The 26,927-nt window shown below is 70.8% G+C and carries 26 protein-coding genes and 2 pseudogenes; 10 read left to right on the top strand and 18 right to left on the bottom strand.

Going from position 1 to position 26,927, the window contains the following annotated elements:
* Positions 1-49: 49 nt before the first annotated feature.
* The 8 genes from hypE to QMG73_RS25030 form a co-directional block, all read right to left on the bottom strand.
* Positions 50-1,090, bottom strand: coding sequence for a hydrogenase expression/formation protein HypE (gene hypE, locus QMG73_RS25065; protein ID WP_281899586.1), 1,041 nt, complete (start codon positions 1,088-1,090; stop codon positions 50-52).
* The gene (gene hypD / locus QMG73_RS25060) at positions 1,087-2,199 is read right to left on the bottom strand and encodes a hydrogenase formation protein HypD (RefSeq protein ID WP_281899584.1); all 1,113 of its coding nucleotides are present in this window, start codon (positions 2,197-2,199) and stop codon (positions 1,087-1,089) included. The genes hypE and hypD overlap by 4 nt, the downstream gene beginning before the upstream one ends.
* A complete protein-coding gene (locus tag QMG73_RS25055; RefSeq protein ID WP_281899582.1) occupies positions 2,196-2,456 on the bottom strand; it encodes a HypC/HybG/HupF family hydrogenase formation chaperone in 261 nt (86 codons plus the stop codon). The genes hypD and QMG73_RS25055 overlap by 4 nt, the downstream gene beginning before the upstream one ends.
* A gap of 6 nt (positions 2,457-2,462) precedes the next feature.
* Complete coding sequence (hypF, locus tag QMG73_RS25050; RefSeq protein ID WP_281899580.1) at positions 2,463-4,757, bottom strand: carbamoyltransferase HypF; 2,295 nt, start codon at positions 4,755-4,757, stop codon at positions 2,463-2,465.
* 14 nt (positions 4,758-4,771) lie between these two features.
* Entirely contained in the window at positions 4,772-5,053 is a 282-nt protein-coding gene (locus QMG73_RS25045) for an SHOCT domain-containing protein (protein WP_281899578.1), read from the bottom strand.
* 281 nt (positions 5,054-5,334) lie between these two features.
* Positions 5,335-6,495 carry an ABC transporter permease gene (locus QMG73_RS25040; RefSeq protein WP_281899576.1) on the bottom strand — a complete coding sequence of 387 codons (1,161 nt, stop codon included), beginning with the start codon at positions 6,493-6,495 and terminating at the stop codon, positions 5,335-5,337.
* Entirely contained in the window at positions 6,492-7,676 is a 1,185-nt protein-coding gene (locus tag QMG73_RS25035) for an ABC transporter permease (protein WP_281899574.1), read from the bottom strand. The genes QMG73_RS25040 and QMG73_RS25035 overlap by 4 nt, the downstream gene beginning before the upstream one ends.
* 1 nt (position 7,677) lies before the next feature.
* Positions 7,678-8,634 carry an ABC transporter ATP-binding protein gene (locus QMG73_RS25030; protein ID WP_281899572.1) on the bottom strand — a complete coding sequence of 319 codons (957 nt, stop codon included), beginning with the start codon at positions 8,632-8,634 and terminating at the stop codon, positions 7,678-7,680.
* Between the two features lie 363 nt (positions 8,635-8,997).
* On the opposite strand from QMG73_RS25030, the gene QMG73_RS25025 reads away from it, so the two are divergent.
* A complete protein-coding gene (locus tag QMG73_RS25025; protein ID WP_281899570.1) occupies positions 8,998-9,684 on the top strand; it encodes an AMIN-like domain-containing (lipo)protein in 687 nt (228 codons plus the stop codon).
* A 9-nt stretch (positions 9,685-9,693) separates the two neighbouring features.
* Here QMG73_RS25025 and QMG73_RS25020 read toward each other — a convergent pair whose 3' ends face one another.
* The 3 genes from QMG73_RS25020 to QMG73_RS25010 are packed head-to-tail and all read right to left on the bottom strand — an operon-like array spanning position 9,694 to position 13,774.
* On the bottom strand, positions 9,694-10,350 hold the full coding sequence (locus QMG73_RS25020) for a potassium channel family protein (RefSeq protein ID WP_281899568.1): 657 nt from the start codon (positions 10,348-10,350) through the stop codon (positions 9,694-9,696).
* On the bottom strand, positions 10,347-11,006 hold the full coding sequence (locus QMG73_RS25015) for a potassium channel family protein (RefSeq protein ID WP_281899567.1): 660 nt from the start codon (positions 11,004-11,006) through the stop codon (positions 10,347-10,349). The genes QMG73_RS25020 and QMG73_RS25015 overlap by 4 nt, the downstream gene beginning before the upstream one ends.
* A complete protein-coding gene (locus QMG73_RS25010; RefSeq protein ID WP_281899566.1) occupies positions 11,003-13,774 on the bottom strand; it encodes a cation-translocating P-type ATPase in 2,772 nt (923 codons plus the stop codon). Before QMG73_RS25010 ends, QMG73_RS25015 begins: the two co-directional genes overlap by 4 nt.
* A 120-nt stretch (positions 13,775-13,894) precedes the next feature.
* Here QMG73_RS25010 and QMG73_RS25005 point away from each other — a divergent pair, with 120 nt between their 5' ends.
* The 5 genes from QMG73_RS25005 to QMG73_RS24985 are packed head-to-tail and all read left to right on the top strand — an operon-like array spanning position 13,895 to position 17,144.
* Positions 13,895-14,695 (top strand): universal stress protein, encoded by an 801-nt coding sequence (locus QMG73_RS25005; protein WP_281899564.1) that lies wholly within the window; start codon positions 13,895-13,897, stop codon positions 14,693-14,695.
* Between the two features lie 28 nt (positions 14,696-14,723).
* The gene (locus QMG73_RS25000; RefSeq protein WP_281899563.1) at positions 14,724-15,191 is read left to right on the top strand and encodes a hypothetical protein; all 468 of its coding nucleotides are present in this window, start codon (positions 14,724-14,726) and stop codon (positions 15,189-15,191) included.
* Between the two features lie 35 nt (positions 15,192-15,226).
* On the top strand, positions 15,227-15,496 hold the full coding sequence (locus QMG73_RS24995; protein ID WP_281899561.1) for a dsRBD fold-containing protein: 270 nt from the start codon (positions 15,227-15,229) through the stop codon (positions 15,494-15,496).
* Between the two features lie 2 nt (positions 15,497-15,498).
* Positions 15,499-16,479 carry an Acg family FMN-binding oxidoreductase gene (locus QMG73_RS24990; RefSeq protein ID WP_281899690.1) on the top strand — a complete coding sequence of 327 codons (981 nt, stop codon included), beginning with the start codon at positions 15,499-15,501 and terminating at the stop codon, positions 16,477-16,479.
* Positions 16,476-17,144: an SRPBCC family protein gene (locus tag QMG73_RS24985; protein ID WP_281899560.1), complete on the top strand. Its 669-nt coding sequence runs from the start codon at positions 16,476-16,478 to the stop codon at positions 17,142-17,144. Before QMG73_RS24990 ends, QMG73_RS24985 begins: the two co-directional genes overlap by 4 nt.
* Before the next feature lie 208 nt (positions 17,145-17,352).
* Here the strand turns inward: QMG73_RS24985 and QMG73_RS46430 are convergent, their stop codons facing one another.
* Positions 17,353-17,628 carry a DUF2267 domain-containing protein gene (locus tag QMG73_RS46430; protein ID WP_407676855.1) on the bottom strand — a complete coding sequence of 92 codons (276 nt, stop codon included), beginning with the start codon at positions 17,626-17,628 and terminating at the stop codon, positions 17,353-17,355.
* A 98-nt stretch (positions 17,629-17,726) separates the two neighbouring features.
* Here QMG73_RS46430 and nhaA point away from each other — a divergent pair, with 98 nt between their 5' ends.
* Positions 17,727-19,175 (top strand): Na+/H+ antiporter NhaA, encoded by a 1,449-nt coding sequence (gene nhaA / locus QMG73_RS24980; RefSeq protein WP_281899559.1) that lies wholly within the window; start codon positions 17,727-17,729, stop codon positions 19,173-19,175.
* Between the two features lie 15 nt (positions 19,176-19,190).
* On the opposite strand, the pseudogene QMG73_RS46605 reads toward nhaA, so the two are convergent.
* From QMG73_RS46605 to QMG73_RS24965, 4 genes and pseudogenes are all read right to left on the bottom strand, one after another.
* Positions 19,191-19,292 (bottom strand): annotated as a pseudogene (locus QMG73_RS46605) (DsrE/DsrF/DrsH-like family protein); the annotation flags it as partial.
* 92 nt (positions 19,293-19,384) lie between these two features.
* Positions 19,385-20,962 carry an ABC transporter permease gene (locus QMG73_RS24975; RefSeq protein WP_281899558.1) on the bottom strand — a complete coding sequence of 526 codons (1,578 nt, stop codon included), beginning with the start codon at positions 20,960-20,962 and terminating at the stop codon, positions 19,385-19,387.
* Positions 20,959-21,870 (bottom strand): ABC transporter ATP-binding protein, encoded by a 912-nt coding sequence (locus tag QMG73_RS24970; protein WP_281899556.1) that lies wholly within the window; start codon positions 21,868-21,870, stop codon positions 20,959-20,961. Before QMG73_RS24970 ends, QMG73_RS24975 begins: the two co-directional genes overlap by 4 nt.
* Positions 21,871-22,139: 269 nt before the next feature.
* Complete coding sequence (locus tag QMG73_RS24965; protein WP_281899555.1) at positions 22,140-23,453, bottom strand: zinc-dependent alcohol dehydrogenase family protein; 1,314 nt, start codon at positions 23,451-23,453, stop codon at positions 22,140-22,142.
* A 240-nt stretch (positions 23,454-23,693) separates the two neighbouring features.
* Between QMG73_RS24965 and QMG73_RS46425 the strand changes: the two are divergent.
* Positions 23,694-23,891: pseudogene (locus QMG73_RS46425) on the top strand (glycosyltransferase); the annotation flags it as partial.
* A gap of 9 nt (positions 23,892-23,900) precedes the next feature.
* Here the strand turns inward: QMG73_RS46425 and QMG73_RS24960 are convergent.
* Positions 23,901-24,038: a hypothetical protein gene (locus QMG73_RS24960; protein WP_281899554.1), complete on the bottom strand. Its 138-nt coding sequence runs from the start codon at positions 24,036-24,038 to the stop codon at positions 23,901-23,903.
* 27 nt (positions 24,039-24,065) lie between these two features.
* A complete protein-coding gene (locus QMG73_RS24955) occupies positions 24,066-24,599 on the bottom strand; it encodes a flavodoxin family protein (protein ID WP_281899553.1) in 534 nt (177 codons plus the stop codon).
* 213 nt (positions 24,600-24,812) lie between these two features.
* On the opposite strand from QMG73_RS24955, the gene QMG73_RS24950 reads away from it, so the two are divergent.
* The gene (locus QMG73_RS24950) at positions 24,813-25,736 is read left to right on the top strand and encodes a universal stress protein (RefSeq protein ID WP_281899552.1); all 924 of its coding nucleotides are present in this window, start codon (positions 24,813-24,815) and stop codon (positions 25,734-25,736) included.
* Positions 25,737-25,764: 28 nt separating this feature from the next.
* The coding region (locus QMG73_RS24945; RefSeq protein ID WP_281899550.1) for a wax ester/triacylglycerol synthase domain-containing protein at positions 25,765-26,927 on the top strand (1,163 nt) is incomplete at its 3' end.

Here is a 26,927-nt window from a genome sequence, read left to right as displayed (position 1 = left end):
GTCACGGCCAGCTCCGCGTAGTCGTCGCGGGGACGGGGCCAGTGATGGGTCAGCAGATCCGGGGCAACTGCTCGCCGACAAGCATGTCGACGATCCGCGTGGACCCGACCAGGGTCCGCGCGGTAACCCGGCCGGCGGGGTCGGCTGCCACCGTGCCGATCTGCCGCGCCCCGGCGCCTTCGGGGCCCGCCCGCATCGCGGCCAGCACGGCGTCGGCGGCCTCCGGGGCGACGAGGGCCACCAGGCATCCCTCGTTGGCTACGTGCAGGGGGTCCAGGCCGAGCAGCTCGCAGGCCGCTGCCACCGGCTGCGGGACCGGCAATGCCGGTTCGCTGATCTCGATGGCGATGCCGCTGGCGGCGGCGAGCTCGTTGAGCGCACTGGCCAGCCCGCCGCGCGTCGGGTCGCGCAGCGCGTGCACACCCGACCCGCCCGCGGCGATCATCCGCGCCACGAGACGGTGCAGCGGCTGGCTGTCGGAGGCGATCTCCGCCTCGAAGCCGAGGTCTTCGCGGGCGGACAGGATCGCGGTGCCGTGCAACCCGATCGGCCCGGACAGAAGCACCACGTCACCCGGCCGGCCCCGGGCGGCCGAGACGGTGGCGCCAGGTAGCAGCACGCCCAGCCCGGTCGTGGTCACGTACAGGCCGTCGGCGGCGCCTCGACCAACGACCTTGGTGTCGCCGCATACCACCGGTACGCCGACCGCGACTGCCGCGGCCGCGACGGACGCGGTGATCCGGGCCAGCTCCTCGATCGGCAAGCCCTCCTCCAGCACGTACGCGAGGCACAGCGCGACCGGCGCCGCTCCCCGCATCGCGAGGTCGTTGACCGTGCCGTGCACGGCGAGCGAACCAATGTCGCCACCGGGGAAGAACCGCGGGGTGACCACGAAGCCGTCGGTGGACAGCACCGCCTGACCGCCACCCTCGAACGGCACCACGGCCGCGTCCTCTGCCGGGCCCGGCGCGACCAGACCCGGTGTGATGACCTTGCCGAGCAGTTCGGCCATGAGCTGGCCGCCGGAGCCGTGACCCAGCAGCACCCGCTCGGTCTCGACCCGCGGCATCGGGCAGGTGATGTCCATCATCGCTCCTCCAATACCGGCAGCGGCGCGCGACGGCCCGCGCCGTAGAAGGCGGCGCACGTGCCTTCGGCGGACACCATCGGCGCCCCCAGCGGTGTGCGAGGCGTACAGGCGGTGCCGTAGGCGGCGCAGTCGGTCGGCAGCCGGGTGCCGCGCAGGATCTGGCCAGCGATGCAGGCCGGATGCTCGCTGGCATTCAGCTCGGCCACGGCGAAGCGCCGCTCGGCGTCGAAGGCCGCGAACTCGGGGGCCAGGGCCAGGCCGCTGGCGGGGATCTCGCCGATCCCCCGCCAGGTGCGCGCGGAGATCGTAAAAACCCGCCGGATCGCGGCCTGCGCGGTGCCGTTGCCGGAGCGGCGCACCGCGCGGGCGTACTGGTTCTCCACCTCGGCGCGCCCCTCTTCCAACTGCCGGACCGTCATCAGGATCCCCTCGATCAGGTCGAGCGGCTCGAAGCCGGTCACGACGATCGGCACCCGGTACTTCGCGGCGATCGGCTCGTACTCGGTGAAACCCATCACCGCGCACACGTGCCCAGCGGCGAGGAAGCCGCGCACCTCGTTGTCCGGCGCGTCCAGGATCGCGGTGATCGCCGGTGGCACCAGCACGTGGCTGACCAGCACGCTGAAGTTGGGTACGCCGGTCGTGGCGGCGTGCAGCACCGCCATCGCGTTGGCCGGCGCCGTGGTCTCGAAGCCGACCGCGAAGAAGACCACCTGCCGATCCGGGTTGGCCCGCGCCAGGCGCACCGCGTCCAGCGGCGAGTACACCACCCGCACGTCGCCGCCGCGGGCCTTCACGCCTACCAGGTCGCCTGTGGAGCCCGGCACTCGCAGCATGTCGCCGTAGCTGGTGAAGATGACGCCCGGCTGGGCCGCGATGGCCACTGCCTTGTCGACCATGGCCAGCGGGGTCACGCACACCGGGCAGCCAGGGCCGTGGATCATGCGGATGCCGGCTGGCAGTAGCTCGTCGATCCCCTGACGCACGATCGTGTGGGTCTGCCCGCCGCAGACCTCCATGATGGTCCACGGCGCGGTGGCGACCGCGTGTAGCTCGTCCAGCAGCCGGCGGGCCAGCGCCGGATCGCGGTACTCGTCGAGGTATTTCATGGCGTACCCAGCTCGGTCGCGAGCGCGTCCGGGCTAGCACGGATGACGGCCAGGGTGCGCGCCGCCTCCTGCTCATCGATCTGGCTGATCGCGAAACCGACGTGCACCACCACGTAGTCGCCGACACCCGCCTCGGGCGCATAGATCAGGCACACCTCTCGGCGTACGCCGTCAAAGTCCACAACCCCGGTGCGCAGGTCGGGCCGCTCGTCAGGTGCCTGCACCGACACGATCCGGCCAGGGATACCCAGGCACATCGCGTCTCACCCCTTCCCCGCCAGCCGGGCCGCGGCCACCGCCGCCTGCCCGTAGCTGATACCGCCGTCGTTCACCGGAACGCGCTCGCCCAGGTACGCGTCGAACCCCGCCGCCCGCAGGCCCGCCAGCACGGCCTCGGCCAGGCGCCGGTTCTGGAACACGCCGCCGCCGAGACACACCGTCCTCGTTGGACACTGGACAGATTCGGCGAACGCCACGGTCACCTCGGCCAGCGCCGCGTGGAACCGGGCGGCGACCATCCCCACAGGCTCGCCGGCCGCCCGCTCCAGAGCGTCCACGATGGTCGGTGCCGGGTCGTACACCCACAGACCGTCACGGTGGACCAGCCGCCAGCGCAGCGCGTCCACCGTTTCGTGCCCCGCGGCCGCCGCCTCCAACAGGATCGCCGCCTCGCCCTCGTACCCGGCGTCGTCGGCGACGCCCAGCAGGCTGGCGACCGCGTCGAACAGCCGCCCCGCGCTAGACACGAGTGGCGCGTTGAGCCCGCGCCGCACCATGCGGCGCACCACGTCGACCTCGCGAGCGTCCAGCCGGCCCAGCAACCCAGCGGCGAGGGCGTCGGGGATCGCCTGGCCGCCCAGGTCCTCCGCGCCGTACAGGTAGCCCAGCGCCATCCTGGCCGGATGGCGGACCGCCGCCGCGCCGCCGGGCAACGGCGCACGCCCGAAGCGGCCCACCCGCCGGAATCCGGTGTAGGTGGCCAGCAGGATCTCGCCGCCCCACAGCGTCCCGTCGTCGCCGTACCCCAGCCCGTCGTACGCGATGCCGAGAAACGGCTCGCGCACCCCGTGCTCGGCCGCCGTGGCCACCACGTGCGCGTGATGGTGCTGCACCGGCACCCGCTCTCCCCTCGGGAAACGCGCCGTCGCGTACTGAGTGGACAGATAGCCGGGGTGCGGGTCGTGGGCGGCGATCCGGGGCCGCACCGCCCACAACCGGCCCAGGCGGGTCACGACCTGCTCGAAGGCGGCGAACGTCTCGGCGCTCTCCAGGTCGCCGGTGTGCGGGCCGAGCACCGCCCGGTCGCCGACGGCGAGGGCCGCCGTGTGCTTGAGGTGGGCGCCCACGGCCAGTACCGGCTCAGGAGCGGGTGCGGGCAGCGCAAGGGAGGCCGGAGCGTAGCCCCGGGCACGGCGCAGTAGTCGAGGGGCGCCCGCGACGACGCGGGCCACCGAGTCGTCGTACCGGGACAGGACCGGCCGGTCGTGGTCGAGGATGCCGTCGGTCAGCGGGCCGAGCACGGCGCGGGCCGTGTCGGGGTCGATCGCGATCGGCTCGCCGCCGCGGTTGCCGCTGGTCACCACCAGCGGACGGCCCAGCTCCCGCAGCAGCAGGTGGTGCAGCGGGCTGTAGGGCAGGAAGACACCCACCTCGGGGAGGGCCGGCGCCACGCCGTCCGCAAGGGGCGCGTTCGCCCAGCGCCAGACGAGCACGATCGGCCTGGCGGTGCCGGTCAACAGCGTGACCTCGGTCGCGCCGAGGAACCCCAACCGGGCGGCATCGTCCACATCGGGCACCATGACGGCCAACGGCTTGCGTGGCCGGCACTTCCCGGCCCGCACCCGTGCCACGGCCGCCTCGTTCTGGGCGTCGCAGACGATCTGGTACCCGCCGATGCCCTTGACGGCGATCACGCCGCCGGTGTCGACGATCGCGACCGCCTCCGCGAGCGCGTCCTCACCGTAGGCGATCGGCCCGCCGCCGACGGTACGCCAGCACAGGCGGGGTCCGCAGGCCGGGCAGGCGATCGGCTCGGCGTGGAAGCGACGGTCGGCTGGGTCGCGGTACTCAGCGGCGCAGGCGGGGCACATCGGAAAGCCGGACATCGTGGTGCGGGACCGGTCGTAGGGCAGATCCGCGACGATGGTCGCCCGCGGGCCGCAGTCGGTGCAGTTGATGAAGGGGTACCGGTACCGCCGGTCCAGCGGGTCGAAAAGCTCCCGCAGGCAGGCGTCGCAGGTCGCCAGGTCCGGCGGCGACTCCCGGCCGCCACCGTCCACATCGGAGCTTGTTCGTACGCCAAAGCCGGCGGGCGGCGCCGCGTCGAGCGGGGAGGTCTCCACCCGATCGATCCGCGCCTCGGCCGGTGCCTCGCGAGCCAGGCGATCCAGGAAGGCCGCCAACGCCGGCTCCGACCCGAAGGCGTGGATCTCCACGTGCCCGCTGGTGTTGCGTACGTCTCCGGTAAGGCCGCAGGACACCGCAGTCCGGTAGACGAAAGGCCTGAATCCGACGCCCTGCACGACACCGTGTAGGGCGATCCGCAGTCCGCCACGCACGGCCGCCGACGTCATCATCGGGCCCCGTGCCTCAGCGTCTCCAGCCGCCGCCGATACTCCTCGTCGTCGATCTCACCGCGGGCGAACCGCTCCCCGATCAGGCGCCGGGCGGACTCGGCTTCCGATGCACCGCCGCCACCCTGCACAGCCCGGTAGACGAGAATCCCGGCACCGATCAGCAGGCCCCAGAAGAGGGCCATGTTGAGGATCATCACGATGAATCCCCAGCCGCCGATCCCGTCGTGGCCCCAGTACATCATCGTGATCAGCTCCTGCGTCCGCAGCCGAGACGCCACGTCAGGCGGCGTGCGGCACGACGGGCTGCGCGGTTGGCCGGCCGGCACGCCGGAGCCAGTTCCGGCGCCGCGGGCCGCTCGGTGGCCACGGGTCGCTCCAGAGTCAGGGTCGCCACTCGCCGCGCCCGGGGTTGGGTCCTGGGTTCCATGGCCGCCTCCTCGTCGATAAACGATCCGACCTCAGCCTGCGCCTGGGCGGCTGCGAGGCACCAGGGCCACGAGACGCGACGTCGCGGGCCCAATGCCGTCTCGCTTCGGGACCTTCGGCCTTTGATGCGGGCCTAGTTCGCCAATACGCGGTGCAGGCGCCAGGACGCCAGCGCCAGCAGTGCCGCCGCGCCCGCGATGAGGACGCCGATCTGCGGCAGGACATCCAGCAGGCCACCACCGCGCCGGACCAGTTCGGCGTACCCGTCCACCGCCCAGGCGTGCGGCGTGAGATGCGCGACCGCGCGCATGGTGCGCGAGAACAGCTCCAGCGGCATCATCGCACCGCCCAGCGCACCGAAAGCCATGCCCAGCAGCACGCCGACCGCGACCGCCTGTTCACTTGTGCGGGCGACCGCGCCCATCAGCAGCCCGGCACCGCTGGCCAGCAGCGCGAACGCGACCATGAGCAGTACCGCCGGCAGCGGCGCGCCCCAGTCCACGCCGAAGACCAACGCGGCCCCACTCATGATGATCACGCCCTGTAGGACGGCCACGGCGAAGCGCCCGAGCGCCTCGCCCAGGACCACCGTGCCGGCGCGTACGGGCGTGGCCAGCATCCGCCGGGTCACGCCCAGCCGGCGAGTCTCGATCAGGGCGGATGCTCCGGTGAGCGAGGTCAGGAAGATGAACAGCAGCAGTTGGGAGCTTGCCATCAGGTCGAACCGGCCGAGGTTCTCCGGAAAGTCGGCCTCTCCCGCTGTGCGCACGGCGACCGTGACCGTCGGGGCGCTCGCCGCCACGCCGTCCACCCTGCCCAGCGCCACGTCGAACGGCAGGCCCGTCTCGGCGCTGGCCACCCGGGCCGCCCGCAGGCGGCCGGCCTCCTCGTCGACCACCGCCGTCACGACCGAGCCGACCTGCTGTCCCTGGATGCCCGGCCGGACCACGTAACGCACAATCGCGCGACCCTGGCCGGTAACCGCGGCGTCGTACCCGCCCGGCACCACCAGGCCGGCCTCCAGGTCGCCCCGTTCGACCGCCGCGACGACCTCATCCTCGCGTTCGTGCACACGTACGTCGATGCCGTCCGCGGCCCGCAACCGCTCGACGAGCTCCTGAGCCAACGGCTCCCGCGCCGGCGCGGCTATACCCACGCGTGGCTCGAAGGTCCCGCCGAACGCCATGCCCAACACGAGGATCAGCAGCATCGGAAACAGCACGATGAAGAACAGGCTGGTCCGCTCGCGCAGTGTCCGGCGCACGTTGACAGCCGCTATCGCGAGGGCTTTCACGGCCGCACCACCTTCCCCAGCCGGATCACCGCCACCGCACCCGTGACCACCGAGAACCCGACCATCGCGGCGGTGGCCGGCAGTGCCGCGCCAGGCCCACCACCGCCGGCCAGCTCGGCGAGACCGCGCATGAACCAGGCGTGCGGCGTCACGAGGCTCAGCGTCGCGACGAAGCCGCCCACCTGCGAGATCGGGATGAAGGCCCCGCCGAGCAGGCCCAGCACCACCGCGATGACCGCCTGCCAGCCGCCGGCCTGATCGGCGGTCCGTGCCAGCGAGGCCACCAGCGCGGTGACACCGGTCGCGGCCAGTACTCCGCCCAGCACGAGCAGCGCCACGCCGATCGGGTTCCCCCACGCCGCACCCATCAACACCGTGGTGGCGACCACGAGCACGGTCATGCTCAGCAGGCCCAGCGCCAGGCTGGCAATCAGCTTGCCGGCCAGTACCGAGACACGCGGGATCGGCGCGGCGAGCAGCCGCGCGAGCGTGCCCTGGGCGCGCTCATCCAGTAGGGATGACACTCCGAACTGGACGGTGAAGAAGAGGAAGAAGACCGCCATACCAGCGGCGAAGTACGTCTGGGTGTCGAGGATCTTCTCCCGGGCGGACACGTCCTCCAGTACCAGCGGACGGGTCGCCGCCGCCGCTTTCTGGGCGATCGCGGCCAGCTCCCGCTCCGGTACGTCCGCGTGATCGCGGCCGGCGAGCACGGCGGCGACGGCCAGCCGGCTCGCGTCGATCTCCGCCGCGTACGATCGCGCGATCGAGCGCGCCACGTCCACACCGGTCGGCGAGTCGACATTGCCGATCACCTCAACCTCTGCCGGGGCCGCGCTCCGCACCGCGGCGGTGAACCCGGCCGGCAGCACGAACACCGCGTCGACCGCGCCGTCCGCGGCCAGTTCCTCGCCGGCCGTGACGCCACTCGCGGTACGCACCGTCACGTAGCCCTGCTTCTCGGCCTCGCCCAGCACGTCGGTCACGAAGACCCGCGCCACTTCACCGCCGTCCAGGTCCACTACCGCGTAGTCGAACGGGCGAGGGATGGCGGCCGAGCCGAAGATGAGGTCGTAGATGAACGCCAGGACCAGCGGCAGCACTATGGCCATCAGCAGCGCGGACCGATCCCGCACCCGCTCCCGCAGGTCCTTGCCGGCGATCCGGAGTGCCGCGCCCATGTCAGTCTCGCAAGCTCTTGCCGGTCAGGTGCAGGAAGACCGCCTCAAGGTCCGGTTCGCGCAATTCCACCGAGCGCACCGCCACGCCGGCCGAGGCGAGGCAAGCGAGAATCTCCGGCAGCGCGGCCCGGCCGTCGCCGCACAGCAACTCCAGCCGCCCGGCGCCCACCGAAACCTCGCGGACACCGGCCACGGTTCGCAGCTTCTCCGCCGCAGCTGGCAGGTCGCCGTCGGCGGCGAGCACCACCCGGTCGTGCTCGCCGACCAGGGCGGTCAGCTCGCGTACCGTGCCCTCGGCGACCAACCGTCCGTTGTCGATGACGCCGACCCGGTCGCAGAGTCGCTGCGCCTCCTCCATGTAGTGGGTGGTGTAGAGCACGGCCATGCCACCGGTGGCGAGCGCCTCGACGCTGGCCAGGATCGCGTTGCGACTCTGCGGGTCGACGCCCACGGTGGGTTCGTCGAGAATCAGAAGCCGTGGCTGGTGCAACAGGCCAACACCGATGTTCAGACGCCGCTTCATCCCGCCGGAGTACTCACCGACCGGGTCGCGTGCCCGCTCGGCCAGGCCGATGGTCTCCAGCACCTCGGCGACCCTGGAGCGCGCCTCGGCGCGGCTCAGGCCGTAGAGGCGCGCGAAGAAACGCAGGTTTTCCCGACCGCTCAGATCCGGGTAGAGCGCCACGTCCTGCGGCACATACCCGATCCGCGCCTTGACCGCCGGGGTGCGCGGGGTCATCGGCTGGCCGGCCACCGAAACCTCGCCCGCGTCGGCGCGTAGCACACCCGCCACCATCGAGATGACCGTGGTCTTTCCAGCACCGTTCGGGCCGAGCAGGCCGTAGGTCTCCCCCAGCGCGATCTCGAAAGAGACGCCGTCCACAGCGATCAGGTCGCCGTACCGGCGGCGTAGCCCCCGGCACCGCAGTGCCGGCGTCACATCCATGCGCACGGCCATCGTCGGCACCTCCTCGGGCCGACGCTACGGCCGCGGTGAGCGCGGGAGCAGAGGAGGAGTTCCCCGGCCAGCAGGGCGTACGGCCCTAACCGGCGATCGTCGCGGCGAGTTACCTTCCGGCTATACGGGGGGAGGAGGAGCCATGGCACATCCAGTGATCCACTGGGAGATCGACCGGCGCGATCCCAAGTACAGTCCCATCAGCACCGGCGAAGGCGTCGGCGGTGTGATCATGCGCAGCTCGTCGCCCCGACACCTGTCCCCGGCGTCGGGGCATTCGCGCTGTTCGCGGACCCCGAGGGCAACGCGATCGGGCTGCTGGCGCCCGCGTTCGAACCTGACACCGGGTCGGGGTGAGTAACGATGCGCGCCACATCCCGGCGGGTCGCCTCGGTGGCGCTGCTCGCGGCGCTCACCGCGACGGCCTGCGGCCCGAACGGCACTGGCGGGACGCCAGGTGCCCCGAGCAAGGCACCGACCCCGATTGTCACCGCGAGCGGTGGCCGGGCCACGACTGGGCCGGCCGCGCCGACCGCCTCGGCGGCGCCCCGCACGACCACGCCGGACCGCTGCCTCGCCGCACGCCAGTGGGGCACCGGCACGCGTAGTGGCGGGCCCGACGCGCCGATCCAGGACCCGCTCTACAACGTGCGCGCCGGCCGGCACGACGACCAGTGCTTTGACCAGCTCACGTTTGACATCAACGGGTACGGTCCGGTCGGCTACGTCGTCCGGTACGTCCCGGTGGTGCGGGCGGACGCCTCTGACAAGCCGGTACCGGTCAACGGCGGCGCCGCGCTGCAGGTGACCATCCGTGCGCCCGACTACTCCACCTCCGAGCACCACCCGTGGCGCGAGCCATGGCGGGTCGGGCAGGTGCTGTTCGAGTCGAACCAGTGGCAGAGCCTGCGGCAGGTGAAGTTCGCGGGCACCTTCGAGGCGCACACGACGTTCGCGGTCGGTATCCGCACGAAGGTGCCTTTCCAGGTCTCCACCTGGCAGGACGGCGGCACGCTGCACGTGATCCTGAAGACCGCACACCCGTCATAGCCACGCGGTTCATTGGAACAGCCCGTGGATGTCGTTCTCGTCGGCGGCGGTGGACACCACGAGCAGCTCGTCGCCCGCCTGAAGCGCCGTGTCCGCGGCCGGCACCATCGGCGTACCGTCGCGGACGACCGTTGCCACGACGGTGCCCGGCGGCAGCTCGACGTCCGCGAGGCGGTGTCCCGCCGTGCGCGAGCGTTCCGTGATAGCGGTTTCGATCAGCGTCACCTTCGCCTTGCCGAGCGTCAGCAGCGACACCGTGTCCGTTACGCCACCGGCCTCCTCGATCAGTGAGATGAGCGGCGCCGCCGCCGGTACCGCGATGTCGACCCCCCACCACTGGTCGAACAGCCATCCGTTGTCCGGGTCGTTGACGCGGGCGGCCACCCGCGGCACGGCGAACTGCCGCTTGGCGAGCAGGCTGATCACCAGGTTGTCCTCGTCGTCGCCGGTAGCGGCGACCAACAGGTCCGCGGTGCGGACCCCGGCCTGCTCCAGAATCGTCGGCTCGCACGCGTCGCCCGGCATCACACGCCCTACTGGGCGGGCGGCCAGCGCGGCGAGTTGCTCATCGTCCTGCTCTACGAGCACGACCTCGTAGCCGCTGGCGGCGAGCGCCGCGGCGATCTGCGTACCGAGCCGGCCAGCGCCGGCGATGAGCGCCTTCATGTCCCCAACTCCCTGTCCAGGACCGCTCGCAACCGGCTCAGTGCCCGGCTGGCGACGGCGAAGGTGACCAGGTCGCCCGATTGGGCCGGCGTCGCCAGCGTCGGGATGCGGGACCGGCCGCCGCGGGTCACCTCGACGACGCGCACCTCCCCGTCGACCTCCAACTCGGCCAGCGGCCGGCCGGTCAGCCACGTCGGCGGGACGCCTCGCACCAGCAACGTCTCGCCACTGCCGAAGGTCTGCTCGGCGGCGAGGTCGCGATGCGCCAGCATCTGGTGGATGCGCTCCACCGTCCACCGCACGCTGGCCACCGTGGGGATACCGAGGTCGCGGTAGATTTCCGCCCGCCGCGGGTCGTAGATCCGCGCGATGACCGCCGGTACCCGGTAGAACTCCCGGGCGACCCGGGCGGCCACGATGTTGCTGTTGTCGCCGGAGGTGACCGCGACGAAGGCGTCGGCATGCATGATGCCGGCGGCGGCAAGCACATCGCGGCTGTACCCGTTGCCGGCGTGGAACTGGCCGGTGAAGCCGGCGGGGATCAAGCGGCGGGACCGCGGCTCGCGGTCGACGACGCAGACCTCGTGGCCGCCGGCGCACAGCTGGGCCGCGAGGGTGGAACCGACCCGCCCGCAGCCCACGATGATGACCTTCATGACGTCCTCCTCTCCGGACGGCGGTGTCGCAGCACCCACTTGCGGCCCTCCTCCATGGCGAGCAGCAGTACGCCACATCCGGCGGCGACAGCCCAGTCGGCGGCGTCCAGCGGGGCAGTGTGGAAGATGTCCTGGAGCGGCTCCAGGTAGCTGACGCCGGCCATGAACGCCAGCCCCAGAGCGCCGGCGGCGAGCAGCGCCGGGTTGCCGAACAGACCAACGGTGAACAGGCTTTGCCGGTCAGTCCGCATCGCGAGCGACACGAAGAACTGGCTGACCACGATGCCCGCCTGGGTGATGGTGAGGGCTTCGCGGTACACGGGATGGTCAGCGGTCAGGTCGGCGTACGCGATGCCCGAACTGTGCACATGCCAGAAGAACGCCGCGGTGACGCCGGCCGCCTGGATGCCGCCGAGAAAGAGGATGCGGCGGGCGACCGCCAGCGACATCAGGCGTTCCCGGCGCGGCCGGGGCGGGCGGTCCATGACGTCCGGCTCCGGCGGCTCGGCGCCGAGCGCGAGCGCGGGCAGCACGTCGGAGCCCAGGTCGATGGCGAGTACCTGCACGGCGAGCAGCGGCACCAGCGGAAAGCCGGCGAACGTGGCGGCAAGCAGCGGCACCAGCTCACCGACGTTGCTGCTGAACACGTACACGAGGAACTTGCGGATGTTGTGGTAAACGGACCGCCCCAGCTTGACGGCGGCGGCGATCGAGGCGAACGAGTCGTCCAGCAGCACCATGACCGACGCCTCGCGGGCCACGTCGGTGCCGGAGGCACCCATCGCCACGCCGATGTCGGCGTGCTTGAGCGCGGGTGCGTCGTTGGCGCCGTCGCCGGTCACGGCGACGATCTCGCCGCGGCGCTGCAGGGCGGCGACCACGCGCATCTTGTGCTCCGGGCTGACCCGGCAGAAGAGCAACTCGTCCGATGTGGACAGCAGGACCTCCAGGCCGGGGTCGTCGGTGTCGTCGAGCCGGTCGCCGGTGACGACAACCGGGTTGCCCCGCCTCACGATGCCCACTCGCCGGGCCACCGCCTCGGCGGTCAACGGGTGATCCCCGCTGACCATGATGATGCGGATGCCGGCGCGTCGGCACATCCGGACCGCCTCGGCCACCTCCGGCCGCGGCGGATCGGCCATGCCGACGAACCCGAGCAGCGTCAACCCCGACTCGGCCTCCTCCTGGGACGGACGGGCGCCCGCCACGACGCGCCGCGCGACGGCGAGGACCCGCAGCCCACCAGCGGCGAGGGCGTCACCGGCGGCGATGACCTCGGCGCGCAGGCCCGCGTCGAGCGGACGGGACCGTCCGTCCCAATCCACGTCCACGCAGCCGCGCAGCACCGCGCCGGGAGCGCCCTTGACGTAACAGGCGGTGTGGCCTCCGGCCCGGTGCACGGTCGTCATCAGCTTGCGTGTCGGGTCGAACGGGAACTCGGCCACCCGCGGCGCGGCCGCCTCCTCCGCCGCCAGGTCCACGCCGGCCTTGCCGGCCACCACCAGCAGGGCGCCCTCGGTGGCGTCACCCAGCACGCGCCGGCCTCCGCCGGCCGCCGCCACCAGGCGCGCGTTGCCGCACAGCGCCGCCGCCGACAGCAGCGCCCGCACCGGTACCGGATCAGTCACCTCGCCCTCCGGCCCGTACCCGACACCGGAGACCGGATGCGCGCGGCCCGCCGCCCAGACCTGGGTGACGGTCATCTCCGCCTTCGTGAGCGTGCCGGTCTTGTCCGTGCAGATCACTGTTGTCGAGCCCAGCGCCTCCACCGCGAGCAGCCGCTTGACCAGCGCGTGCCGGCGCGCCATCCGGCGCACCCCGATGGCCAGCGAGACCGACAGCGTGGCGGGCAGCCCTTCCGGCACCAGAGCCACCATCACACCCAGCGCGAAGACGAACGACGCCACGAAAGGCTGGCCGGTGGGCAGCCTCATCAGGAACATGGCCGCGCCGACGGTCAGGGCGACCAGGGACACCCAGCGCGCCATCGCGGCGATCTGCCGCTGCAACGGTGTCGTTGGCTGGGGCGCGGCCGCCGCCAGACGGAAAATCCGCCCGAACTCGGTTTCCACACCGGTCGCGACGACCAAGCCCCGGCCAACGCCGGACGCAACGGATGTGCCCATGAAGATCCGGTTGCGGGCCTGCAGCGCGGGTATGCTCGCGGGCGCCGGCTCGCTGGACCGGTGTACCGGTTCGCTCTCACCGGTCAGGGCCGCGTTGTCGACGGCGAAGTCGCGCGCCTCCACCAGCCGCAGGTCCGCCGGTACCGCGTCACCCGCCTCCAGCACCACCACGTCACCTGGCACCAGATCGCGGACCGGAACCTCCTGACGCTCGCCGTCGCGCATCACCCGGCAGGTGTGCGGCACCATCGCCTGCAGCGCCTGCGCGGTGCGCTCCGCTGAGTACTCCTGCGCGAAGCCGATGACCGCGTTGAGCAGAACCACGCAGATGATGGCCACCGCCAGTTGGAGCGTGCCGACCTCGCGCGGACTCTGCAGCAGGTACGCGAGGAACGTGATGCCAGCGGCGACGATCAGCACGATCGCGAACAGGTCGGTGAACTGGCGCGCGAGGCGCCGCCAGAGCCGCCGCCGCCCCGGGGCGGGCAGCTCGTTGAAACCGGCGGTCGTCCGGCGGGCCGCCACTTGCCCGGCGCTCAGACCGGCCGGGGCGGACGCCAGCACCACGTACACGTCAGCGGCCGGTACCGCCTGCACCGGCACGGCCGTCGTCTCCGGCTCCACCGCGGCGACCGACGTCATACCTCCCACCGTGTAGCGCTTGGGCGGCGGCGCACAGGGCACTCCGGCCCGGCGACGCGGGGCGTCTGGCACTGCCGGTACGCAGCGGTCGGACGGACGCTACGGGTGAGGAGGTGCGCCATGACGCAGATGCCCCGGCACCGTGTCGTCGTGGGCCTGGATGGACTCGACGAAGCGTCGGCCGCCGTGCCGTTCGCGGCGCGCGAAGCCAAGACGCGCGGGTGCCCGTTGCTGCTGGTCGGTGCCGTCGGCGGGCCGCTGCCCGAAGTCGCGGCTAAGGTCCGGCGGACCCTTCCAGGGCTGGTGCTGATGGGCCTGACGACACGCGCCGACCTGGGCGAGATCATCCTGGAGGAATCCCGCTCCGCCCGTTTGGTGGTGGTCGGTCGGCCTCCCGCCCCGGACGCCGGACGGTACGAGCAGGTGGCGGCGCACGCCTGGTGCCCGACGATAGTGGTCCCGGTCCAGCCGGCCGGCGAACCGTGCGGCCGGGTGCTGCTCGGCGTGGCGGTCACCCCGTACGACGAGCCGGCGATCGCCTTCGCGTTCGAGGAGGCGGAGCTGCGCGGCATACCCCTGGACGCCATTCACGTCTGGTCGGGCATCCCCCAGACCGCGATAGGCGACGTCGACCCATTCGAATACCACCTGACTGAGGCGCACGCCACCGCCGACCGGCTGCTGGCCGAGACGCTCGGCGGCTGGGTCGAGAAGTATCCGGCTGTCTCAGTCATGCGAACCCCGCTCTACGACGTCAACCCCGCCGAAACGCTGCTGGCGGCGAGCCAGCACGCGGACCTGATCGTGCTGGCCGCCAACCAGCATGGCGCGCACACCCCGCATCTGCTGGGTCCGGTGACCCGGGCCGTGCTGGCGCGGGCCGCGTGCCCGATCGCCGTCGTGCGGCACGGTGCCCGGTGATCCGGCGGGCCGGAAGGAGAAGAGACAGATGTCACTGCCCAGCTACGAGTTGGCCGCCACACGCACGAGGGCACCACGGCAGCGGCTACGCCATCCCCGCGAGCTGCACCACTTCGGACCGCTGATCCACATGCTCCTGCGGACACCGCTACTGCACGCCGCGATCGACGCAAGAGTGTGTGAGCTGCGTTTCCCCGACCCCGCCACCGGCCGCCGGGTCAGCGTCCCCGTCATCTACGCCTGGGCCGGCAACGAGATCGTCGCGCTGGTGACCGCTGGCGGCGCCACCCAATGGTGGCGCGTGTTGAAGCACGGGTACCCGATCGATGTCCTGCTGCACCGCGGCTGGCACCGCGGACACGGTCGAACCGTCGTCCTTGGCCAGCCCGGCTGGTCCGATGCCAAGCGCGTCTACACGGACCGGTACGCCGGATTCCCGGTCGAGGACCCCGACATCTTCGTCGTCGTCACGTTCGCCGAGCCGACCTACCCGTAGCCGGCCACGCTGGTAGAAAGCGAGGGAGGTCCGCGATGCCCGCCATGAAGCGCTGGAACGTGGAGATTCTCATTGGCGAGGTCGACCGCCGCACCTATGCGGAGGCCCAGCTCTACGACGAGATCCGCGACAACCTGATCGGGACCGGCCAGACCCGGGCCCGCCTGGACACCCCGAACATCCCTGAGATCGGCGACGAGATCGCGGTCGCGCGGGCGTTGTCCGACCTTGGCCACCGCCTGCTGGTCGCCGCCTCGGGCGACCTGGAGGAGGCGACCCACGAACGCGTGAGCCTGGACGCTTGACCATGCGCGCCCGCACTCACACGATCACCGCGCCGTCGGTCGACGTCATCGCCGAATGCGTGCACGCCGCCGTCCAGGCGCCGTCGATCCACAACACCCAGCCGTGGCGGTTCGAAGCACATGGTCGAGACATCGACGTGTACGCCGACCGCAGTCGCCAACTATCCGTGTTGGATCCCTCCGGTCGCCAGCTGCTGATGAGCGTCGGCGCGGCGGTTTTCAACCTTCGCCTGGCCCTGTTCGTCCACGGACGCATGCCGGTGCAGCGGCTGCTGCCCGACCCGGCACGCCCCGATCTGGTCGCTCGGGTCTCGGCCGGGCCCACGACAGTCGCGGCCAGCACCGCCCAGATCCTCGCGGCCGCCATCCCGCACCGGCACACCAACCGGTTCCCGTTCCAACCCGCCGCCATCCCGTGGCCGGTCCTCGATGAGCTCATCGGGGCGGCTACCGCGGAAGGCGCGACGTTGAACCACGCCGAGCCGGTCGTCCGGGACGCCATCCTCGCCGTCACCAGAACCGCCGACGACCGGTTCCGGGCGCGCACCGACTACCAGGCGGAGCTGGCGGCGTGGACCAGCACCGCGCCCGACCGGCGCGACGGGGTACCGGCGGACGTGTGCGGGCCGACCGACCTGGCGTACAGGCTGCCGCTGCGCGAGTTCTGTCCACCCGTCCATCAGGCGACGTTCGAACGGCATCCCGCCCTCATGATCCTGGCCACCCGCGGCGACACCCCATACCACTGGTTGCGCGCCGGCGAGGCCTTGCAGCGCGTGCTGCTGACCGCGACCGCCCGCCGGCTGGACGCCTCACCGCTGAACCAGGCGCTGGAGATCCCCGGTCTGCGTCGCCTGGTTACCGACCAGAGCGCCGGCCGGTACGCCCAAACCATCCTCCGGATGGGCTACGGCGGGCCGGTCCCCGCCACACCCCGCCGACCATTGGCGGAGGTGCTCCAGACAGGAGGAAGCCCGCCATGAACCGCCGGATCACCTACCCGTTGGCCGTCGCTGGGAGTGCGGTCGCGCTCGCGGCCGCGTACCCGTTGCTGCTGCGCCGGCGCTGCCTGCGCTGGGGAGCGACACCGGAGGAGGCCGCGCGCTCGCTGCCAGGCGACGACCTGCTCCGCGGGCCGGAGCTGGTCTCCACGCGCGCCATCACGATCGATGCCCCACCGGATGCCATCTGGCCGTGGCTGGTGCAGATGGGCAGTGGCCGGGGCGGCGCCTACACGTACGACTGGATCGAGAACCTGCTCGGGCTGAACATGCACAGCGCAGACGAGATCCTGCCAGAGTTCCAGGACCTCAAGGCCGGCGACGTGCTGCCGGTCGGGGCGAACGGGCCCGCCATGATGGTGGCGATCCTGGAACCCGAGCATGTGCTGTGCCTGCGGGCGGACAACGTCGACTGGGTGTGGACGTTCGCCCTGTACCCGGCGGGCGACGGCACCACCCGGCTGATCAGCCGCAACCTGATCGCCACGCCGGGCGCGTCGCCGCCCCGCCGGGTGATGAACCTGCTGGTCGTGGAGCCCGGCAGCCTGCTCATGGAACGCAGGATGCTGCTCGGCATCAAGAGTCGGGCTGAGCGAACAGCTCGTCTCGCCGGCCATTCACCGCGGGCGACAGCGACAGTGCGGTGACGCGGCCGCGCGCCATCCGTCCATAGTAGAGAGAACGGGCGAGCCAAAAGTGAACGTCTTCCGGGCTTCGCCACGCCAGTTCCTGGTAGTGATGGGCTCTCGCGAGCGCCTCCACGTGTCGCACTTGACCCTCCTCGCGCCGTCTGGGTTCCAAGTCCTATTGCACGCCTGGAGGAGGGCCCGAGTTCAGGGCATTCAGTCCCGTGCCCTATGGCCGTTGGCCCCTGACCGTCCGCGCGATCATCAAAGCGCGAGCGCAACGTTCATGGGCCCAGGTCCTGCGGCGCCGGCCGCGCGCGAGTTGTCCCGGCGAAAGGCGTTCGGCGTGTACTTTCGTGACGATGGCGGCCGCCGGGAGTACCTCGTCCGCCGGGATGCGCGCCTCCCGCGCGAAGCGGGCCACATAACCCTCCAGGCCGTACTTGACCGGGACACGATGCGGCTGCCAGCCGTCGTAGTAGACCCCGCGCAGCAGCTCCGGCAGATGGTGTGCTCGGGGTGTGGCCGGGAGTGTGGATCACTGCCAAGTCGGGCGGGACGGTTTGAGACATCGACGGCACGCCCAGGGTGTTGGCTGGGTCCATGTGCTGCAAAGGCTCGCAACAAGCGCTGCATGTGGGTAAGCAGGGAAAACATCGTCCTGGGCTAGGGTTAGGTCAGGTGCGCCGGGAAGTCTGGTCGGCAGCGGCTGGCCCGACCCCGAAAGTGAGCGCCGTAGTGATCAAAGGTTCCCGAACGTCGCTGTTCTCGCGTGGTTCGTGGCTGGAGACGCGTCGCATCGCGGAAGTGTTGCGGAAGGAGACCATCGGCGGGGTGCTGCTGCTGGCCGCGGCGACGGTAGCGTTGTTGTGGGCGAACTCGCCGTGGGCGCCGGCGTACGAGGCGCTCCGCGACTGGAGGATCGGACCGGCGGCCTGGCACCTCGATCTGAGCATAGGGATGTGGGCCGCCGACGGCCTGCTGGCTATTTTCTTCTTCGTCGCCGGCTTGGAACTCAAGCGAGAGTTCGTCGCCGGGGATCTGCGCGACCCGCGCCGCGCCGCGGTTCCGGTGGCCGCGGCGGTGGGCGGCGTCGTCGTTCCGGCGCTGATCTACACCTTGGTCAATCTGGACACTGGCGACGGCGCCCTGCGCGGCTGGGCGATCCCGACCGCGACCGACATCGCGTTCGCCTTGGCGGTGCTGGCGGTCGTCGGCCGGCATCTGCCCGCGGCGCTGCGCACCTTCCTACTCACTCTGGCCGTCGTCGACGACCTGCTTGCCATTGCGATAATCGCCGTGTTCTATACCGCTGAACTGTCGGTGCTGCCGCTGTTGGGGGCGCTGGTTCCGCTGGCGGTGTTTGGTGTGCTGGTGCAGCGCAGGGTCCGCTCCTGGTGGTTGTTGCTGCCGTTGGCGGCGGCGACATGGGTGCTGATGCACGAGTCGGGGGTGCACGCCACCGTCGCGGGTGTGCTGTTGGCCTTTACCGTGCCGGTGGTACGCAGCGAGAAGGCCGGCGGACCGGAGGCAGGCCGTGGGTTGGCGGAGCACTTCGAGCACCGGTTTCGGCCCTTGTCTGCTGGGTTCGCGGTACCGGTGTTCGCGCTACTGTCCGCCGGGGTGACTCTCGGCGGGCTCGGCGGGCTCGGGGCATCGTTGACCGATCCGGTGGCGGTCGGCATCATGGCCGGTCTGATCGTCGGGAAGATGATCGGCATCACCACGGCGACCTGGCTGGTGGCACGGTTTACCCGTGCCACGCTTGATGAGGGCCTAGGCTGGGCCGACGTCATCGGGCTGGCGATGCTCGGCGGCGTCGGATTCACCGTCTCGCTGCTCATCGGTGAGTTGGCCTTCGGCACCGGCAATCCCCGCGAGGAACACGTCAAGGTCGCGGTACTGACCGGGTCTCTGATCGCCGCTCTGCTGGCCAGTGTCGTGCTGCGGATACGCAACCGCGTGTATCGGCGCGTCCACGCCGCTGAGAGCCTCGACGCTGACCACGATGGCATCCCCGACGTGTACCACCACCGGCTGACGCCGTCGTAGATGTGACCGTCGAGGTCAGATGAACAGCAGTTGGGCGCCTTCTGTCTTCTCGATGAAGTCGGCGGCGCTGATGATGCGCTCCACCGACTCGTAGAGGTCGTCCGCGTCCAGGCGCATCTCGCGCCACACGCCTCCGTATCTGGGCTCGGTCCGTTGACGATGACCAAATATGGCCGACGGGCCTGTCGTCGGGGTCTCATCCAAGCGATTCAGTAGCCCAGGTCTCGACGCCGCAGACCGGCGTATCCGCCCGCTGCCAGCGCCGCGGCGAGGACGGCGAGAATGACCAGCGGCGTCGCGGTCAGGGCCTCCAGCGGCGCTTGCGGGGTGTGCGCGAAGGGTGAGCCGCGCTGCAGCCAACCGGGTATCTCGAACGAGTCGGCGAACAACGCGACCACGGCGCAGTACCCGACCATCGTCCAGGCCAACGCGGTGGCGGCGCGGGGCAGCCAGCCGATGGCCAGGACGGCGACCGCGGTCACCAGCAGCACGGACGGCAGGTAGCCGAGTGCGACACCGACCATGCGAGGCGCCTGGCCGGCGTCGGAGACCGTGAGCCCGTACGCCAGTCCCTCGCCGAACCCGGCGGCGGCAAGTACCAGCGCGCTGCCGGCGGCCGCCACGACCAGGTGGCTGGCCAGCCACGCCGCGCGGCTGGTCGCGGTGGCCAGGACCGGCTCGGCCCGCCCGGACGTCTCCTCCCCACGGGCCCGCAGGGCGGCGATGACCCCGAACGCGGTACCAATCAAGGCCAGCGTCATCGCGGTGAGCCCCAGGTAGCCGTCGACAATGTCCGCGGCGCCACCGGGCAGGAACTCGGCGACCTCGGGATTGTCGGCCACATACTGCTCGATGCTGTCGCCGATCGAGCCGTAGGCGGCGCCGAGCAGGAACAGCCCGGCTGCCCACCCGATCAACGACCCCCGCTGAAGCCGCCAGGCCAGGCCCAAAGGCGAACCCAGCGCGGCGGACGCGGTCGCCCGGCCCAGCCGCGGCCGTACCAGTCCGGCACCGAAGTCGCGGCGGCCCAGCATCGCCATCGCCACAGCGACCGCGGCGCCGATCGCGGCTGCCATGACCAGCAGCGGCCACCACCGGTTGTCGACGTAGGCGAAGGTGCGCTGCCCCCAACCGATAGGCGACAGCCAGGACAGCGTGCCGTCCCCGACGTCGCCGGCGGCGCGCAGCACGTATGCCGCGCCGAGGACGAGCGCCACCGCTCCGTATGCGGCGCGGGCGTTCTCGAACACCTGCACCGCCACCGCGGTAGCCGCGGCGAACACGCAACCGACGCCCGCGAGCGCCGCTCCAAACAGGACTGATCCGGCAACCGGAAGGCCTGTCCCGACCGTCACCGCGAACACCAGTACACCGACGGCCAGGTTCGCCAGCCCGGCCAGAGTCAGGGCGGCGGTGAGCGTGGCGCGGCGACCGACCCGGGCCGAGCGCACCAGCTCCGCGCGGCCGGACTCCTCGTCGGCGCGGGTGTGCCGGCCGACCAGGAACATGTTCATCAACGCGACCACAATGGACACGAACGCGAAGATCTCGAACAGCACCTCGCCGCCGATGCTCTCCAGCAGGCGGGTCGGCCCGCTCATCGCCACGACAGCGGTGTTGCCGCCTAGGCTCTCGCGCAGCTTCGCGAGATCTTCGGGCGTGTCGTACAGGTTCTGGCTCTGCGTCGACTGCACCAGCACCAGCACCGTGGCGCCCAGCAGCCACCACGGCAGCCCGAACCGCTCGCGGCGCAGCATGAACCGCAGCAGGTGACCCGCACCGTTCATCGCGCCACCGCCTGCTCGTCGCCGTAGTGCCGCAGGAACAGCTCCTCCAGCGTCGGCGGCGTACTGGTCAGGCTCCGCACACCGAGCGGCGCCAGCCGGCGCATCACGGCGTCCAGTTGGGCGGTCTCCACATCGAATCGGGCGTGGTGATCCTCCAGGACCAGGTCGTGCACCCCCGGCAGCCCGTCCATGCCGTCCAGGCGTTGGGCGGTCTCGACCGCGATGGATGTGCGGGTCAGGTGGCGAAGCTCGGTGAGCGTGCCGCTTTCCACCGTGCGGCCCAACCGGATGATGCTGACCCGGTCGCACAGCGCCTCCACCTCGGCCAGAATGTGGCTGGACAGCAGCACCGTGCGCCCCTCCCGCTTGACCTGCTGGACGCACTGCTGAAACTGCGCCTCCATCAACGGGTCCAGGCCCGAGGTCGGCTCGTCCAGCAGCAGAAGTTCCGCGTCCGAGGCCAGCGCGGCGACCAAGGCGACCTTCTGCCGGTTGCCCTTGGAGTAGGTGCGTGACTTCTTGCGAGGGTCGAGGTCGAACCGCTCCAGCAACTCGTCGCGGCGGCGACGGTCCAGGCCGCCACGCATCCGGCCGAGCAGGTCGATCACCTCGCCGCCGGTGATGTTTGGCCAGAGGTTGACGTCACCGGGCACGTACGCCAGCCGCCGGTGCAGGGCGACGGCGTCGCGCCATGGATCGCCGCCGAGCATCCGCACGGCGCCGGCGTCGGCACGCAGCAGCCCCAGCAAGACCCGGATCGTCGTGGTCTTGCCGCTCCCGTTCGGGCCCAGGAAGCCGTGCACCTGACCGGATGTCACGGTCAGGTCGAGCCCGTCCAGCGCCTTGGCCCGGCCGTACGACTTGGTCAGGCCAGCGATCTCGATCGCCGCCCCATTGTCAGCGTGCACGTAAGACTCCTCTGAGCGCGAGGGAAGGTGAGAAGGTCCAGACAGCGGGCATCGCGCATCACGGCACGATGCGAAGCAACAATGTGGTGACAGGCGTGACCGCGTTCAGCGCGGCACTGTGCTCCTTCTGCCGACCAGACTTCCCGGCACACCTCGAACACACGCGTCAAGTCGCCTCAGCATAACCCCAATCGGTGATCGAGGGATGCCCTGTACGACGGCGGTCACGCCGCGCGTGCGGCGTGACCGCCCAGCCCAGCCCTGTACCTCTACTGCCGAGACAGGACCACCTTCAACGCACCGGTCTCCGCCGGCTTGGCGAACACGTCGTACGCCGCCATGAACTCGTCGAGACCGAACCGGTGTGTGATCATGTGGCCGACGTCGAACTGGCCCGCGCCTAGCATCTTGAGCAGGTTGGGCGTCGAGTACGTGTCGACCAGGCCGGTCGTGATCGTGACGTTGCGGATCCAGAGGTCTTCCAGGTGCAGTGTGGCGGGCTTGCCGTGTACTCCGATGTTCGCCACGTGGCCACCGGGGCGTACCAGCGTGGTGCACAGTTCGAAGGCCGCCGGCGTGCCGACCGCCTCCATGACGACGTCGGCACCGAGCCCGTCCGTGAGCGCCGAGATCACCTCCATGGGGTCGTCGTCCGGCTTCACCGCGACGTCGGCGCCGAAGTGCTTGGCGGCCTGCAGCCGGCTCTCCGCCTTGTCGATCGCGATGATGTGCGAGGGCGAGTACAGCCGGGCGGTGAGGATCGCCGCCAGGCCGATCGGCCCGACTCCGACCACGACCACCGTGTCACCCGGGCGCACCTGGCCGTTGAGTACCCCCACCTCGTAGGAGGTGGGCAGGATGTCGGCCAGCATGACCGCGGCCTCGTCCGTGACGTTGGCCGGCAGCCGGTACGTGGACAGATCCGCGAATGGCAGCCGGGCGTACTGCGCCTGCACCCCGTCGACGAGGTGGCCGAGCACCCACCCGCCGCCGCTGCGGCATTGCCCGTAGCTACCGGTCCGGCAGTAGCGGCACACTCCGCACGCGGAGATGCATGAGGCCAGCACCCGGTCGCCGCGGCTCACCCCGCTCACGCCGGAGCCGACGTCGACGACGGTGCCCACCGCCTCGTGGCCAAGCACCCGCCCGGCCTGGACCGCCGGAACGTCGCCGGCCAGGATATGCAGGTCGGTGCCGCAGATGGTAACCGTGTCCACCTGGATGATGGCGTCGCGCGGGTCGATGATCGTCGGGTCGGGGACCTGGGTCCAGGATTTCTCACCCGGGCCGCCGTACACCAATGCCTTCATGAGCGCCTCCTTACCTCTCGATCCCAAGCTCGCGCAGCCGGCGGGTACCTGGACAGGGCCGAATCGCACGCCGCAGGCGGGACCTTCGGCCCCGTTGCGTCCGAAGATCAACCCGGTCGCGCCGGCCTCCATGGACTGCCGTGCCTTCTCCAGCATCGCCTCGTCGCCGGCCTTCTCACCGCCGGAGACGAGCAGCAGGCTGCGGTTCGCGGAACGGACGACCGCGTTGATGGCCTCCTGGCTGGAGAACGCGGCGTCGTACGGCGTCGGCACGCTTGGCGGGGTTGGGGAAGTTCACCTTCACCATGTCCGCGCCCAGCTCGCTGGCCGTACGAGCGGCGTAGTCGACCGCGTAGAAGGAGCTCTTGCCGCCCTTGTCGGCGATCGCCGAACCCCGAGAGGGCCACCGTTTACGCGGGGTGCCTGGCCCGGCGGCAGAGCCCGCCGGCCGCCGTTCGCGCCCGCGTCGCGCTGGTGACGCTTCCCCTACACGACGTGGACGAGAACGCCGCGATGGTCAACGCCCTCCAGCGGCATGCCACCGTGATCGCGCAGAAGAGCCTGGCCGAAGGGTTCGGGCTCACCGTTGCCGAAGGCATGTGGAAGGCACGGGCTGTGGTCGGCTCCGCCGTGGGTGGAATTCGCGACCAGATAGCCGACGGCACCGGGGTACTGCTATCGGACGCTGCCGACCTGAACACATTCGGCGCTGCCGTACGGTCACTGCTCGACCAGCCGCAATTGGCCCAACAGATGGGCGATGCCGCCCACCGTCACGTGCGAACCCACTTCCTCGGCGATGTCCACCTGATCCGCTACGCGCACCTGTTTGCCGCGCTGGCCGGCGCCCAAAAACAACCTACGGCTGTAGGCTCTCGACTGAGGTCACGCCGCGGCAGCCAACGTACGACCCCACTGCTGTGCCCGCGCCGTCTCGCTCGCCGCCAGGGCGATCTGTGGTGTCACCAAGAAGCTCTCCGGCTCGGCAATCAGTTCGATGTGGCGCTTGCGCAGCTCCGCTGCGATCCCCTTCGAAGCCCGCCCGGTCAGCCGAACTGGCATGTCGATGCGGGTGTCGAAGGCCGCTGCCCTCGCATGCAACGTCGGCGGCAGGCTGGCCAGCCAGTCCCGCAGGCCTGGCCCGCCGGCGTCTGGATCCATGACGAGTGTGCTGCCCGGCTGGTGCGCCCCGGCCACGGCGTCCTCGCGCGTGCCGACACGACTCATCCCGCTCGCGTGTGTCGGGCCACCCACCACCAGCAGGTCGGCCTGGTCCAGCGATGAACCGGCCGCCCGAGCCACCGGCACAACCTCTACTTGGTACCGGGAGGCCAGCCCTTCTCCGATGGCATCGGCAACCGCATGGGTGTTGCCGTACATCGACTCGTAAACCACGAGTGCTTTCATCGCCTGCCTCATGGGAACCACCCCGGTTCGAGCCTGCGCCATGTCACGCAGAGCCTGTAGGGCCAGAAGTCCGGAATCCAAATGCCAATGCGAAGGGCCTCCCGGGAAGGGCACATCCCTACGGAGCACGACGAAGGTCCCGACGGTAGGGGCCTGAGCACCCTGTCGGCACCGCGCTCGCCGGTCGCATGGTGAAGGTGTCGATCTGGAGACCTTGGAGCAATCATGACCAAACAAGGCATCGTCATTGGCTATGACCGGTCTGCGGGCGCCGAGGCGGGCCTCCAATGGGCGTTGGAGGAGGGCGCGCGTACCCATGCGCCGGTGACATTGGTGTACGCCTTCGTCTGGCGGACAGTCACCGGCTCGATCACCATGGCTCCGACGCTCTGGCCTGACGACAGCGTGCGGGAAGCCGCCCAGAATGTGATTGCGGCCGCCCTCGCGCGGGCAGGTAAGACGCACCCACAAGTAGCGGTGTCGGGCGAGGTCGTGTGCGGTGACGCCGCCGCCGTCCTGGTCGAGAAGTCTCGGCGGGCGCGCTTGGTCGTGTTGAGCGAATGGTGCCAGGGCGGCCTCGCCGATCTACTGGTCGGGTCGATCAGCAGCGCTGTCTCGGCGCACGCCCACTGTCCGGTCGTCGTTGTGCGAGCAGACAGGCTACCGGCCGGCGGCCCGATCGTCGTGGGTTACGACGGCTCGGACCGCGCCGAGCTCGCAGTGGAGTTCGCCATCGCGCAAGCGGCCGGGCAGGGCGCGAGTCTGCGGTTGGTGCAGGCCTGGAAGCCACCAGCGCGCTGGGAGTCACCCGGCGTCGACCCGCAGGAGCGGATCGCCGTCCAGCAGGCCGATCTCAACGAGGTCACGTCGCGATGGCAGGACCGGTATCCCCAGCTCCAAGCCAGCGCACAGGTCGTCGTGGGGCCTGCCGGAAAGGCATTGATCGAGGCCAGCCAGGGTGCACGGCTGGTCGTGGTCGGCTCGCGTGGACGCGGAAGCTTCCGCGGGTTGCTGCTGGGCTCGGTGAGCCAGCAATTGTTGTATCACGCGCATTGCCCTGTCGCCGTGGTCCGCAATCTTCCCGGTGCTGCGCCCGGGCGCCCGCTTGCGGCGCGCTCGGATCGGGCTTCGGCTGCCCCCTCTGGATGAGGATGTCGGCAGAAGGGCTGCACTGGCCATGAACGCCGACGAACCGGCCACAGTGGAGCGACTCAGCCCTCAGGATCTCATGCAGCTGGCATGCGATGTCGGGCCGGCGCCAATGCAGGTCGCCGGCATCCTCATCCTGGATGCCGCAGACGAGTTGGCACTGTCCACCGTGGTGAAGGCGATCACCGGCAGAATCAACGCCGTACCGCGCCTGCGCCAGCGCCTCGCCCGTACCGCGCTGGGTTACGGATCTCCGATCTGGGTCGACGACCCGCGCTTCGACATCCACCAGCACGTCCATTGTGTCCACTGCCCGGCGCCGGGCGATGAGCAAGCCCTGCTCACGGTCGCCACCGCAGCCGCGACCCGTCGCCTGCCGGCCGATCGGCCACTGTGGTCGATGACGCTGGTCACCGGGTTAACGGATGGCCGGGCCGGACTGGTCGTCGTGATGCACCACGTCGTGGCGGACGGCCTCGCCGGATTGGCTGTCCTGACCAGCCTGGTTGACGGCGCGGCGCCGGTACCGCATCGCCGCCCGCCCAGGCCGCCACCGTCGCGGCGGCGGCTGCTCGCCAACGCCGCCCAAGTCTGGCTGCGAGCGATCGCCGCTTTTCCCGGGACGCTGCGGCGGCTCCACGCAGCAGCCGCCGAACTGCGACCAATCGGCACCGCTCCGGCTCCCGCATGCTCGCTGAACCAGCCGACCGGGGAGCGCAGGATGCTGGCTATCGCCCGCGTCGACCTCGCCGCTGCCCGGACCGTCGCGCACGTGCACGGTGCGACCGTCAACGATGTCCTGCTCGCTGCGGTCAGTGGCGCTCTGAGGTCGCTGCTGCGCGACCGTGGCGAAATCGTCGACCGGCTGGTCGTATCGGTTCCCGCCTCGGCGCGCCGCACGGCCGATGCGACAAGGCTGGGCAACGAGGTCGGCGTCATCCCGGTCAGTTTGCCGATCGCCGACGACTCGTCCGAACGCTTGAAGACCATCACCGGCATCACCCGTCACCGCAAGGAGGCGCCCCGGGCCGCATCGAACGCGCTTCTGGGCCCGGTTTTCCGCGCACTAGCCCGGGTGGGACTGTTCGCCTGGTTCATCAACCGCCAGCGGCAGGTCAATACGTTCGTCACCAACATACGTGGTCCCGAAGTCGGCCTGAACTTTCCTGGGCACTGCCGTCACCGCCATCT

The sequence above is a fragment of the Phytohabitans aurantiacus genome, assembly GCF_027923225.1.
Taxonomy (GTDB): Bacteria; Actinomycetota; Actinomycetes; order Mycobacteriales; family Micromonosporaceae; genus Phytohabitans; species Phytohabitans aurantiacus.
This window is presented reverse-complemented; position numbering and strand designations above follow the sequence as displayed.